This window comes from Budvicia aquatica DSM 5075 = ATCC 35567, from assembly GCF_000427805.1.
In the GTDB taxonomy this organism is placed as follows: domain Bacteria; phylum Pseudomonadota; class Gammaproteobacteria; order Enterobacterales; family Enterobacteriaceae; genus Budvicia; species Budvicia aquatica.
Genome location: NZ_KE386585.1, coordinates 1 through 12,541 on the forward strand (window position 1 = coordinate 1; position 12,541 = coordinate 12,541).

General features: G+C 41.8%; 14 protein-coding genes. 1 reads left to right on the forward strand and 13 read right to left on the reverse strand.

Going from position 1 to position 12,541, the window contains the following annotated elements; all coding sequences use genetic code 11:
* The coding region (locus YWE_RS28345) for a transposase (protein ID WP_029093562.1) at nt 1-422 on the forward strand (422 nt) is incomplete at its 5' end.
* Between the two features lie 92 nt (nt 423-514).
* On the opposite strand, the gene amtB is transcribed toward YWE_RS28345, so the two are convergent.
* The 13 genes from amtB to YWE_RS0122100 form a co-directional block, all read right to left on the reverse strand.
* A complete protein-coding gene (gene amtB, locus YWE_RS0122040) occupies nt 515-1,801 on the reverse strand; it encodes an ammonium transporter AmtB (RefSeq protein ID WP_029096410.1) in 1,287 nt (428 codons plus the stop codon).
* A 38-nt stretch (nt 1,802-1,839) separates the two neighbouring features.
* Complete coding sequence (gene glnK / locus YWE_RS0122045; RefSeq protein ID WP_029096411.1) at nt 1,840-2,178, reverse strand: P-II family nitrogen regulator; 339 nt, start codon at nt 2,176-2,178, stop codon at nt 1,840-1,842.
* Between the two features lie 510 nt (nt 2,179-2,688).
* Complete coding sequence (locus tag YWE_RS0122050; protein WP_029096412.1) at nt 2,689-2,898, reverse strand: hypothetical protein; 210 nt, start codon at nt 2,896-2,898, stop codon at nt 2,689-2,691.
* Nucleotides 2,899-2,934: 36 nt separating this feature from the next.
* On the reverse strand, nt 2,935-3,147 hold the full coding sequence (locus YWE_RS28350; RefSeq protein ID WP_036016901.1) for a hypothetical protein: 213 nt from the start codon (nt 3,145-3,147) through the stop codon (nt 2,935-2,937).
* 888 nt (nt 3,148-4,035) lie between these two features.
* On the reverse strand, nt 4,036-4,977 hold the full coding sequence (locus YWE_RS29230) for a tetratricopeptide repeat protein (RefSeq protein WP_161628786.1): 942 nt from the start codon (nt 4,975-4,977) through the stop codon (nt 4,036-4,038).
* A 10-nt stretch (nt 4,978-4,987) separates the two neighbouring features.
* Nucleotides 4,988-5,836, reverse strand: a complete 849-nt coding sequence (locus YWE_RS29235) for a type II secretion system F family protein (RefSeq protein WP_051323516.1) — start codon at nt 5,834-5,836, stop codon at nt 4,988-4,990.
* 2 nt (nt 5,837-5,838) lie between these two features.
* Nucleotides 5,839-6,756: a type II secretion system F family protein gene (locus YWE_RS29240; protein ID WP_211231052.1), complete on the reverse strand. Its 918-nt coding sequence runs from the start codon at nt 6,754-6,756 to the stop codon at nt 5,839-5,841.
* A gap of 2 nt (nt 6,757-6,758) precedes the next feature.
* Complete coding sequence (locus YWE_RS0122075) at nt 6,759-8,045, reverse strand: TadA family conjugal transfer-associated ATPase (protein ID WP_051323518.1); 1,287 nt, start codon at nt 8,043-8,045, stop codon at nt 6,759-6,761.
* A 24-nt stretch (nt 8,046-8,069) separates the two neighbouring features.
* Entirely contained in the window at nt 8,070-9,194 is a 1,125-nt protein-coding gene (locus tag YWE_RS28370; RefSeq protein ID WP_051323519.1) for a CpaE/TadZ family protein, read from the reverse strand.
* Nucleotides 9,195-9,242: 48 nt separating this feature from the next.
* Nucleotides 9,243-9,719: a hypothetical protein gene (locus tag YWE_RS0122085; RefSeq protein WP_029096414.1), complete on the reverse strand. Its 477-nt coding sequence runs from the start codon at nt 9,717-9,719 to the stop codon at nt 9,243-9,245.
* Complete coding sequence (locus YWE_RS0122090; RefSeq protein WP_036016903.1) at nt 9,716-11,095, reverse strand: type II and III secretion system protein family protein; 1,380 nt, start codon at nt 11,093-11,095, stop codon at nt 9,716-9,718. The genes YWE_RS0122085 and YWE_RS0122090 overlap by 4 nt, the downstream gene beginning before the upstream one ends.
* A 3-nt stretch (nt 11,096-11,098) precedes the next feature.
* Nucleotides 11,099-11,968, reverse strand: a complete 870-nt coding sequence (locus YWE_RS0122095; protein WP_029096416.1) for a CpaB family protein — start codon at nt 11,966-11,968, stop codon at nt 11,099-11,101.
* Nucleotides 11,969-11,995: 27 nt separating this feature from the next.
* Entirely contained in the window at nt 11,996-12,442 is a 447-nt protein-coding gene (locus YWE_RS0122100) for an A24 family peptidase (RefSeq protein ID WP_051323520.1), read from the reverse strand.
* Nucleotides 12,443-12,541 lie beyond the last annotated feature (99 nt).

Consider the following 12,541-nt stretch of genomic DNA (forward strand, 5'->3'; position numbering starts at 1 on the left):
CGTCAGTGTGCCAGTGGTGTGAGCGTAGAAGTTCATGCACCCAAAATAGAAAAGCTCAAAAAACCATCACCCGACATGTGTGGGAAGAGGCGAAGGAAACGGCGAATGAGTTACGGCTAACCAAATGGGGCAAAAAGATATATGAACGGCGCAAGGAAACAGTAGAACGCAGCTTCGCGGATGCAAAACAACATCATGGTCATCGTTATGCCCGGTTCCGTGGACTAATGAAAGTGCAGATGCAGTGTCTTCTGGCGGCTGCAGCGCAGAATATGAAGAAGATAGCGCTGATGGTGGCGTTTTTTTGGCTTTATGAGCAGTACTGGATGAGGTTACAGCTGATAATGAAGCTATCAAGGGCTCTAAACAGACAAAATGAATGTAGGCAAAAAAATATCGCGATCGCGACCTTCGGTCGCTAGAAAGAGCGAACCCCACGTAAAAACATGGGGTTCGTCAGCAGTCTGAGACGGCATAAGCCGTCTTTTTTTATTTTCAGAGTTGAAACCAAATCTTATTGGTTATACGCCCTTTCCCCGTGGCTGTTGACGTCCAGACCTTCACGTTCAATCTCTTCAGAGACCCGCAGACCAACACAGACATCCGCGATTTTAAAAGCAACGTAGGCAACAATACCGGACCATAGAATACATACACCGATGCTGGCAGCCTGTATTCCAACCTGTTTCAGCATGGTAATGCCTTCGGCATAACCTGTCCCCCCCAGAGCGGCAGAGGTCAGAATACCGGTTCCCAAACAGCCGACGATACCGCATACGCCATGCACCCCGAACACATCACAAGTATCATCAACCTTTAACCAAGACTTAAGCACAACCACGCCCCAAAGCCCTGCGATACCCGCAACTAATCCCAGAATTAATGCACCACCAATACCAACTGAGCCTGCGGCTGGAGTGATAGCTACTAACCCAGCGATACAACCCGAACAGGCACCTAACAGCGAAGGCTTCCCACGCACCATCCATTCAGCGAAGACCCAAGACAATACCGCACCCGCCGTTGCTACCACCGTATTCACAAAAGCCAGAGCCGCAATTTCATTGGCACTGCTGGCTGAACCGGCATTAAAGCCAAACCAACCGATATACAGAATAGCGGTACCAATAAACACCATCGGCAGGTTATGCGGTTTAAATGCTTCGCGGCCAAACCCGCTACGTTTACCAACCATATATGCCCCGACTAAAGCGGCTACCGCGGCATTGATATGTACCACAGTACCACCGGCAAAATCGATTGCACCTAGGGTAAACAGATATCCACCACCCCATACCATATGTGCCATCGGCAGGTAGGCAAAAGTGAACCAGATGACAATGAAAAGAATTACCGCAGAAAAACGGGCCCGCTCCGCGAAACCGCCAACGATCAATCCTACGGTAATACAGGCAAAAGAAGCCTGAAAAACGACATGGATAAGCTTATAAAATGTTCCTGTCACATCCGTTAGTTGAATATTTTTAAGCATCAGTCCATCAAAACTACCAAAGAATGCATTTCCTTCACCAAAAGCCAGGGTATAGCCGTAGATCACCCAGAGCACACAGACTAGTGAAAAGGTGGTTATCACTTGGGTCATCAGCGACAATACGTTTTTAGAGCGCAGCAGCCCGCCGTAAAACAGGGCAATCCCCGGAATGCTCATAAACAGCACCAGCGCAGTACAAATCATCATAAATGCGTTGTCTGCTTTATCCGCGACTTCTTCAGCGGCCATCACCGCCCCGGGTAATATAGCCAGCAGACCGATCGCCAGTGTGGACAAGAGTTTTTTCATCGCTATGCATCCTTCTTCAAATTTGAACGGGTAATAACTTACAGCGCATCGTCGTCTGTTTCGCCGGTACGGATACGAACAACCCTAAGGAGTTCAGTGACAAAAATTTTCCCATCGCCAATCTTTCCGGTATAGGCCGACTGGGTAATCGCAGCAATTGCCGTATCGACCTGGTCGTCAGACATGGCAATATCAATTTTGACCTTAGGCAGAAAATTGACGCTATATTCCGCACCGCGGTATAGCTCTGCGTGGCCTTTTTGGCGGCCAAATCCTTTTACTTCGCTGACAGTTAGCCCCTGAATACCGATTGAAGATAAGGCTTCGCGCACATCTTCTAGTTTGAAGGGTTTGATCACTACAGTGACAAGTTTCATATGCCTCTCCTCAGATAAACGGACTAACGCTTAACGCGTTCAAATTGTAATTTGCCAACGATTACAACAGAGCAAGTAGCATGCCAATTTAGTGTTCTGATTAGATAGCCGGGGAAGAAATGGGTATTCTGCAGAAGGAATTGAAGCGATATATAGTAGATTAAATGATGATTTAAAGTTTAATTATATCTTTTATATCAATAGGTTTTATAACAATAAAATTACATTTGAATTACAAAGCTACCTGGTCAGTTTCAGTCAATAAATTATTTTTTTGTCTGCCCTCATCCGCATTCATAATTACATAAATACAGACCAAGATATAAATGAATAAGCCAACTTCAGAGATTGCGCTGCACTAAAACAGTGCATAAAAGTGAGTGAATTGATTCAGAAGGAGGCACAAAAGTATTGACCGATAAATTAATAATAAATATTGCACCGTAAAAAACCCCGGAAATCCGGGGTTCTCAATTTGTGTATATCGGTAAACTAAATATCAGAAATTTATTAAGCAGCCGGGGTACCAGCAGCGTCTTTAGTTACTTTTTTAGCGTTACTGTGTTTTTTATGCTGCTTAGTTTTGTCACCGGCCTTATGAGGGGTTGCCGAGGATTGCTCAGTCGCTGCTTTTACTGGTTGAGTTGCTGTTTCAGCTGCGAAAGCCGAGCCGGACAGAACAAACATCGTTGCTACAGCCAGTGATAATAGTTTTTTCATTTTAGATACCCTGATTATAAAATTTAATTAAGCGGCTTATTTAGCTGCAGGTTGGCTTGCTGCGTCTTTAACTTCTTTTTTAGCTTTACTGTGTTTCTTATGCTGCTTAGTTTGCTCACTGGCCTTATGAGGAGTAGCTGAAGATTGTTCAGTCGTCGCTTTGGCTGGTTGAGTTGCTGTTTCAGCCGCAAACGCTGAACCGGACAGAACAAACATTGTTGCTACAGCCAGTGATAATAGTCTTTTCATTTGGTATACCCCTAAGTAAGTTAATAACGTTTTTATTCAGAGTATTCAGCGGTGAGTTAATCAACTGACAAAGTGATTTCTTATCGTTGAATCTGAAATGAATTCTAGGCCTGATTCTGTCAATGACGGTAAAACAAAAGTAATTAGCGTGTAAATTACATGTAACACAAGAAATCATTAACTTAACCATGACGGGAATAATAAAATCATTACTAATCAACAGGTAAAATAAAACTCAAGGAATATACCGTCATTCTGCATAAATGATGCCATCTATTTTCTTGTATACACATAGAATCACTTATTAACATATAAAATATTTACTAACAGCTCCTACCTGAGACCAATCGTTATTCCTACTGAACAATTTTATAAAAAACCACTGTCACTAATAATAAAGATAATCATTACTTAGAAATATATATCACGTATAAAACAGCATAGACTTGTAACGCCATTAATAAATTGTCAATATTTACTGTTAAAATTGTATTTGTATAAAACAAATGGTTATGCATAGCGGGAGTCCGGCATGTTTATCACTAAAGGGGGGAAGTTAGTACTGCTATTAGAAGGGTCGACAAAAAATCACGCTGCACAATGTGTGCTTACTGATATCTGACAATAGTGGAACCGTATCAGGATACCTATTTATGGGATTACAGCAATGTTGCTACGTTTTGGCAGGTAGCAGCATTCAATAATCCCGCTTTGATAAACAGCAGCTAGAACGCTATTTACAGCACTCAGTCGACTATATTCATCATGACTAAAGCTGTTTTGCTAATTACTATTACGCTGACCGGCATATTCGCCAGTCACCGTTTTATTCTCTATATCACTACTGGCATGTCGTATGAAATAGAACGCTCAGTTTTATTTCAGACTTCATCTTAAACCAACAACGTCATTACCGGCTTCATTTGCTTCGACCGGCTTAACGGATACTGTTTTTGTCTTTGCCGGCGTGGCTACTACCGGTTCGATAAATGGCGTTGCTGAAGGCTGAGCCGGCACAATAAAGGATTCTGAGTTTTCTCTGGCCCCGCTCAGCATCACAGTCTGACCAACGCTGCCGTCAGGCGCATAAGGCTGAATGCTAACATCGGCTAAAGCTTCTAAGAAAATATCCGGGTAAGGGGCCAGATTCTCTACCAGCACAATTTCTTTGGCATAACCATAATCACCTGATTTAACCAAAGCAAACACCAGATTGTGGGTCAACTTAGCATCTTTATATCCACGCTGATACAGAGGTAGCAGGTAACGCACCGCTGACTGATAACGCTGAGAGAAAATCTCTACCATTGCTAAATTATTATTAATCACATCATCTTTTACATACAGATTTCGTGCTGTTTCAAAAGCTTCTTTTGCCTGAGGCAGCAGCCCGCTTTCTGACAGAATAATCCCTTTAACGTTATAAGCCTCACCGGATTTAGGATTGCTACTTATTGCCATATTGATAGCATCAATAGCCGATTTATATTGATGCTGAGCCGATAAATTTTTAGCCTGCAATAAATAAGCTGGCTCTGATGGCGAATTCTCTAATAATACCGACAAATAGTGGAGAGATGAATTATAGTCATTGGCCAGATAGTAATATTCAGCTAATTTTAAACGGGTCTCTTTATCTTCACGATATTGCAGCCGCTGTTTATAAACAGCAATTAGCCCATTATAATTTTTGGCATTCTGCAAAATAAATTCTTTTTCAGCCGTATCTTTCGTTTGGTAATCACTATTACCTGCAAACCTATAAGATGGTGATAGTTGGCAGGCACTGAGCAACAACACCGAAAGTCCAATTAAAATTCGCGTAGACATTAACATCCTTTTACCCCTGAGCCATAACACGCATAACGCCCGGTGCCGCAATAATAATCACGACCGGGAACATAAAAAATAGAATAAGTGGAACACTCATTTTTGCTGAAATCTTACCGATCAATTCTTCGGTCTTTAATAATTGGAGCTCACGCATTTCCGTTGAAAGCTCCATCAGGTACTCATAAATGGAAGAACCATAGCGCAGGCTCTGCTTCAGGGTGACACACAGCATACTCACTTCTCGGCTGGGTAATTCATGCTGTAACTGACTCAGCCCAGACTCCAGACCATTAACGTCAATCCTCTTCACCAGACGAGTCAAGAAGGGTACAAAGCTCGAGTTAACATCACCCACGCTTTCGGATAAGAACTTTAATGAGACCTCAATAGTTAGGCCTGACTGTACGCAAATAGCCAACAGGTCAACAAACATCGGCATATCTTTTTCTATTTTACTGATCCTATTACCTACAATAACTTTTCTTATCATGCCCGGAATCACGATCACCGCAATGATGATAAACAGGCAAAGCACCATCATATTGTTATTTTTTATTTCTAACTTAAATACAATATCGGCGGCCATTAGAATAATGACCAGAAAAGCCGAAACCAGTACTTTACCTAACCCTTTCTCATCAAATAACTTTAAAAGTTGCAGAGCGCTGCTTCCGGCTGCAAGCACTTTTTCAGCTTTAGAATCAGCGCTATTAACTACCACCGAAATAAGCTCTGAATCAGAGTCTGACAATTGAGTCATTTTTTCTTTCATTCGGGATATTTGTTTGTTCTTTATCGACATATAAAAAACAAACATCAGTCCCAAAATAAGAATGGTGGAAAAAATAATTGTCATAATTACAGTTTCCTCATTAAAAACATCACACACACCATGCCAAAGGCTTCACTACCGAGGAAGTAATAAAGGATTCCCCGCCCATCAGGATCGTTCATGATATATTCATAATTTATCGGGCTAAGGTACTGTAGGCCGATGAGAAACATAAACGGAATAATGGCTGTAATTTTCGATGACATCCGCACTTCCGAGGTCATTGCCATTTTTTTACTTTCAATTGCCTTTGCATTAGCAACCGTTTTACCTAACCGCAATAAAACTTCACGCAGTCGTGCACCACTTTTAAGGTTGATAAGAATAGCAACGGTAAAGAAGTAATATTCTTTAAAAGGCAGACGCTTATAAGAAGCCTTAAGCACCCGCTCAGGAGCCTCACCAACGTTCAGCCTACGGCTAATCCGACCAAACTCCTCACCTAAAGGTTCAGGCATAATCAGTGCACAGTCAGCCAGCGCTTGAGAAATACTCGTGCCGGAGGTAAGTGCACCATTTATCACCGATAACGCCTCTGGGAATACCCTGGAGAAAGACTTCTGTAAAATGCGTTTTTCAACCCTGACTAACACCAGTAAAGAAAGAATAAAGCCTGCACCGATAACACCCAACTCATCCTGGTGAGTAACAAACTTATTAAAAATCAGCGCTCCCATAATAACGCCAATAACAATAACAATATTACGGATTAAAACTTTACGCTGGCGGCGATAGAACAGATCAATATAGGTTTGGACAAAACCTCTGGCCCCCCAAACTAAGCGACGGGCCGTAGACTGGGTATTATTTTGATTCAGCGTTGTTTTCAGCAGGCTATTTGCCTCACCTAAGCTGATATTCTTTTGCATTAGTTGCCAGCGTTTACCAACCAGATAAAGCAGCAATACGCCAAAACATAAAATGAGCACATAAAGTCTAATCATCATTACCTCTCAAAAATAATTTTGAGAAAATGCTCTAAATTCATCATCCGAGCCTGAGCATATAAAGCAGAGCGTTGAGATAATCCGTGACAAACAAATTTCCCGACGATCCTGTCCTGACTATCTCTTTCACCATCAACAACAAAACTAAAGATATCCTGTATAACAATGACGTCCCCTTCAACGCCCATGACTTCAGACACATTCATGATCTTTCTCGAACCATCATTCATACGTGAAACCTGAATGATCAAATTTACCGCAGAAGCGATGTTGCGACGAATAACTTCAACCGGCAAATTAAGACCGGCCATCATCACCATATTCTCTAAACGAGCAACGGCATCCCTTGGAGTATTAGCATGCAGCGTGGTCATTGACCCATCGTGTCCGGTGTTCATTGCCTGTAGCATCTCAAAGGCCTCTTCACCTCGGCACTCACCGACAATTATTCGATCCGGGCGCATACGCAGTGCATTCATCACCAAGTTACGCATACTAATTTTGCCGGTATTTTCAATACTGGCCATTTTGGTTTCAAGGCGAACTACGTGAGGCTGTTGCAGGCGTAATTCGGCGGCATCTTCCAGGGTTAAGATTCGCTCATCGCTGGAAATATGCTGTGATAACGCATTCAACAAGGTGGTTTTACCCGACCCGGTACCGCCGGAAATCACGATATTTGCCCGGCACTTACCGGCAATAATTAAAAAATTAGCTAACCGTTCGTCAAGCGTTCCGTAGGCAATCAGATCTTTAAAGGTCTTTGACTCTTTACTGAATTTACGAATAGATATTGAAGTTCCGTCCAGTGAAACCGGATTCATAACGACGTTTAAACGGCTACCATCCTGTAAACGGGCATCTACCAGCGGTTGTGACTCATCAATTCGTCGCCCTACTCTTGCAACTAAACGCTTAGCAATATCGGTAAGCTGGTCGTTGTCTAAAAACTTAAGATTGGTTTTTTCCAGCTTTCCTCTGCGCTCAACAAAAATATTATCCGGGCCGTTAACTAAGATATCATTGACCGTCTCGTCTTCAAGCAGTTCGCGTAAGGGGCCAAAGCCAAGAATCTCATCGGTAATTGCCCCACTTAACACGTCGAGATCGTCTTTCGATATGTAGCGGTTCATTGCCTGACTGGTTTTCTGAACCATGACAATAACTTCACGCAGCAGCGCAAAGCGATTACCGACAAGGCTATCAACCCGGTCCAGATCAATCGATTCTAAAACTTGCTGGCGTATAACCCGTTGAGTTTCATTAAAGCTGTCATCACGTTCCATATGTACTTACCCTACTGCACTGAATTATTTTTTAAATTTATTCAGCAAGCGTGAAATAGAGCTGCCGGTTGATTTATTAGCGGCCATATTTTGTCCTAACACCTGATTAGCCAGAGCCGATACCGCACTATTTTGTTTGGCTAAAAAACGCAGAGGCTTAGAAGGATCGCCCGGAGGACGCTGATATAAAATATGAGATGAAATATCTCCGCCAAGTAGCGAAGTTAAATCGCCAATGGTTAGTACACCATTAGCAGTAGGTCGAATTTGGTTTAAACAAACAAACTCACGTTTTACACCGCCGCTAACCGTTCTCAGAAAACGGTTAACGTCTAACGCTGACTTTGCCACACGTAGTGAAGCTAAATCATGGCCGATGACCAACACGACACAATCTGATGAGCTTAGAACAAACTCAATATCTTCTTTATTGAGATTGAAAATAGGGTAATCAAACACTACGAAGTTATAGCGTTCAAGCGCCTTATCATTGAGGTCATCAGTGTATTTGGCATTTCCCGGTTTCACAGACAGGTAAGTCGTTAACTCGCTAACGTCCTTTTCCAGTGCTTTATCAGAAATCAGATCGATATCCTGAGATCCACCCGCCCCCTGAACTAAGAGCACCGGAACGCGGTTTTTAGTCGCGATATGCTGGGCGACATGGTAACTAATAAGAGAATTACCAATCCCGCCTTTACAGCCTAAGATAGATATTTTGATAGCAGAACGGCGATTTTTCATTTCTGCCGATGAATCTTTAACGTTCTGGACCACGTTAACTAACTGGGATGGATAGTGTAAATAGCTGACGCCTCCGGCAATAAATTGCTGGGATAATGTAATGGAGTCAGTATCCCCTACAACCAGACACTTTGCCGAGCTGGGTAATAACGTAGTAATTTTATTTAGCAGCAGAGCGCAATTATCAGACTTCTCAATATCAATAATAATTGCACTAATATATTCAGGTAGATCAAGGACGTCTGCGGTTAAGAAATTTGCCTTGACCTGAAATAGTGGTTCTATATTTTTTAATACCAGTTGGCTGCAAATATCACTCATCCAATCAGGACGCGAAGAGACAATGACAACGTACTCTTGTCCTTCAGATCCCTTTGATTTATCTGCATTTGAAAATAATAACATAAACCTACAACCTATAATTTATCGGATGATATATGCTTAATTTTAAAGTTATTTATTGATCACACTGGCACGTCGTAAGTTATCCAGCGAACAACCCACTTTATCTCGGTCACGGTATTTATAGTCTTGTCGATGATAATTACAGGTGTGGAATACTGTTGTATCCTTGCCGATAGAGAGATTAACCAAACTACTCCCGCCCCCTATTTTTTTCTCCATAACAATTAGTGATGGATCAATGCCAGCGTTAACTAAGCGAGAACGCATGTCATAGGCTAGGTTCTTATTTTCCGCCTTATACCACGTCAGTAATAAGGTGCTTTCAGCCATCATACTAAAGCGCTGTAGCGTATCGCTAACAAAGCGTTTTTTGTCAGCTTCAGCGTTTTTTAACAGTGAAATATCAAACTTATCATCAGATGCTAAAGCTGAATCATGCCAGGTCACCGTAGGCGCAGCCGCCAATATGCCTGACATCGCCATAGCACCGAAAAAAATCCAGATCGAAAAAATAGCTCTTTTCATTGTGCAAAACCGCCTTTACTAAGAAACTCTGCAACCTGTTTTCTCGATTTAGGTTCGCTGACTGAGCTCAGATTAAAAAAGCGTTCGGCAACGGTACTACGTGAAAAATCAGGTAATACAGCATCTCGGGATGAAATAGGTTTAACTAAATTGACTGTCGCAACGACAACCAGCTCAGTACGCTCTCTCTCTGTCGTAGCATGACGGAAAAGTGAACCTAAAATAGGTATTTCACTAATGAATGGTATTCCGGAAAGTGTTTCCCGGTCATTTTCATTTAATAGCCCGGCTAAAATGAAGCTATCACCATCAGCCAGTTCAACGGTGGTTCTCGCCTTGCGGCTTTTTAGTTTAGGAATGTTAAAAATTCCCATCTGATACTCACCGTCAAGATTACTGATCTCTTCAGACAGTCTGAGCTTTATCTGGTTTTGGTTTTCAACTTTTGCCGCGATGCCTAGCTTTACCCCAAACTCTTTGTAAGTCACACTAACGCCGTCGCTATTAGTCGTCACAATAGGAATTTCGCCGCCGACCAAAAAGTCCGCCGTTTCACCGGACATTACCGATAAATTAGGCTCAGCCAATACGCGTGCAATCGAATCATTTTTCATGGCATAAATCATGTTGTTCAAGGTCGTGGCATCAAATTTAAATTTAGTCAGGCTAAACTGGCCGGTAGGCAAACCGGCATTACTCCAGTCAATGCCAACGTTATCCATAAACTTTTTTGAGACTTCAACCACGCTTAGCTTAACGTTGACCTGATTAGCCATCGGTAATTTCATACGGTTAACTAACCCTTCAAACGTCGTTCTTTCCATAAAACCGACGTCTTCATTACTATCTCCGCCTTTTCCGCCACCGGTGGTATATTTAAGCTCTCTGATTTTTCTCTTTAAACCTAAAGCCTCACCAACCGTCATATAAATTCCATCACGAGCCTCTTCGCTCGGTACGGTACCCGATACCACATATCCCTTGCCATACTGGCTAATTTCAATCTGGCTTCCCGGATATTCAGCTGCAATATCATCGGCGATATTGCCAAGCAAAGGGTCAACAACAATGTCCATAGATATCAATGGGGTTGCATTTTCACCGCCATAAACAACCAGTTGAGAACGTCCATTTTTTCTAGCAAAAACTACCAGTTGTCTATTATCAACCAGCTCATAATCAGCTATTTCAGGATTAGAGATAAATACCGTACCGATATCCTGTGTCACTTTAAACGTACGAGCCTCCCCTTCTTTAATATAGGTTGACTTAGCGTTAGCCCAAGCTGAAGTGAAAATAAATATGATTGAAATACAGACCAATGAACCAAATAGTTTTTGTATCTGTAACCAAGAAGCCGTTTTATTGGTATTCATAAATTATCTTTTTTTACCTCTTAGTTGCCGGATATTTTCAGGCAAAGTTTCATCCGTGGAAATCGCTCGGTTATCCTTAAAGCTGGCTGGAAATAAAATGAAAGTGCCAAAGGGTTCAATCGAATATATGCTCTTAATTTCTTTATCAGTCAGTTCAACATAGGCCGTCACTCCACCTTCGATAGCTGACTCATCTGCCTCTTTAGTTTTCGTGGCTTTCTTAACCGTACTGGCTATTTCAGAGATCGGCTTACTCATTGAATTGGCATCGATATAGAGTAGTTTTTTGCTATTTAAAACGGGTAGCAGCTTGGTTTGATTAAAATCACCCAGCTTTTTTAATTCCAAATCGTAATTTTGCAGAATTCGCGTTTGATAATCGTTTTGAATGAGGTTGTAACGAAAATAGATATCCAGGTGTTCGCCGGCTTTTATCGATACCAGTTGGGCAGCCTGACGGCTATCGAGTTGAAAAGAAAATACGCTATTACCCGGTGAGACTAAACGGGCCAAATAGGCATTTGAACCAGGAGCAGCAACCTGCCCGGTCAGGATACGACTATTGGCGGTAATATCACTTAGGGCCACATAACCCATTAGCGGCATGCTACCAGCATCAGACTCTTCTTTAGTCCACTGTCCGGGCTCAAGATCGAAAGATTGAAGTTTAAAATCACCGGCGGTGATTATCTGCCCCTCTTTGAGATTGGTATTAGCTACCGCAAAAACCACCCTGACTTTTTCTACGCCACTATTGGTCGCAATTTCCTGGGGTTGTGCAGGGTTATTATTGGAGTCTGAAAAAAGAAGTAGCCCAAGCCCGCCAACAATAACTAACAAAATGGCCATTCCCATGATCATTTTCTGATTCAATTTCTAACTCCCTGTATAGCGGATATTTTAGTAATTAACTTGTGCTAATATTCCTATAAGAACAAATAGATAGCTTCCTGATATTGCAACACCATAAGGCAGCCCTCGAGCCACATGTTTTTTATTAAAGCGCCTCAAAAAAAATTCAATTAATGCTAAAAACACACCAATGATAGACATTAGTAATAAATAACTTACAACATCACCTCGAGGAATTGTTAATGCGAGAACGGATAACAGTTTGATATCTCCTGCACCAACAATGTTAATGGCTACCAGAATAAAGCCAATAGCAAAAATAATCAGCGCAGCTAAAAAATTAGGCGACTGACTGGTAATCAATAGAGTCGCAATAACTAACAAAAGAACAAATGCCACATCAATATTTTTTATCAACCGATAACGAATATCTGTGTAACAGATTCTTATCAAGATAAAAAACCAAGGAAGCATCAGTCCAATTAAAACCCACACACATCACCCCTGATTTAATATCATTTAGCTATTTTTATAAGGCAACAAGTGATAACCACTGCAAATTAAAATCATAGCAATTTGATATTATCTATTTAA

Bases quoted from the DNA above. Each gene is read 5' to 3' on its own strand.
- YWE_RS28350 (WP_036016901.1), bottom strand. From the start codon at position 3,147: ATGAAAAGACTATTATCACTGGCTGTAGCAACAATGTTTGTTCTGTCC.
- YWE_RS0122090 (WP_036016903.1), bottom strand. From the start codon at position 11,095: ATGAATACCAATAAAACGGCTTCTTGGTTACAGATACAAAAACTATTT.
- YWE_RS29240 (WP_211231052.1), bottom strand. From the start codon at position 6,756: ATGATTAGACTTTATGTGCTCATTTTATGTTTTGGCGTATTGCTGCTT.
- amtB (WP_029096410.1), bottom strand. From the start codon at position 1,801: ATGAAAAAACTCTTGTCCACACTGGCGATCGGTCTGCTGGCTATATTA.
- glnK (WP_029096411.1), bottom strand. From the start codon at position 2,178: ATGAAACTTGTCACTGTAGTGATCAAACCCTTCAAACTAGAAGATGTG.
- YWE_RS0122050 (WP_029096412.1), bottom strand. From the start codon at position 2,898: ATGAAAAAACTATTATCACTGGCTGTAGCAACGATGTTTGTTCTGTCC.
- YWE_RS0122085 (WP_029096414.1), bottom strand. From the start codon at position 9,719: ATGAAAAGAGCTATTTTTTCGATCTGGATTTTTTTCGGTGCTATGGCG.
- YWE_RS29235 (WP_051323516.1), bottom strand. From the start codon at position 5,836: ATGACAATTATTTTTTCCACCATTCTTATTTTGGGACTGATGTTTGTT.
- YWE_RS0122075 (WP_051323518.1), bottom strand. From the start codon at position 8,045: ATGGAACGTGATGACAGCTTTAATGAAACTCAACGGGTTATACGCCAG.
- YWE_RS29230 (WP_161628786.1), bottom strand. From the start codon at position 4,977: ATGTCTACGCGAATTTTAATTGGACTTTCGGTGTTGTTGCTCAGTGCC.
- YWE_RS28370 (WP_051323519.1), bottom strand. From the start codon at position 9,194: ATGTTATTATTTTCAAATGCAGATAAATCAAAGGGATCTGAAGGACAA.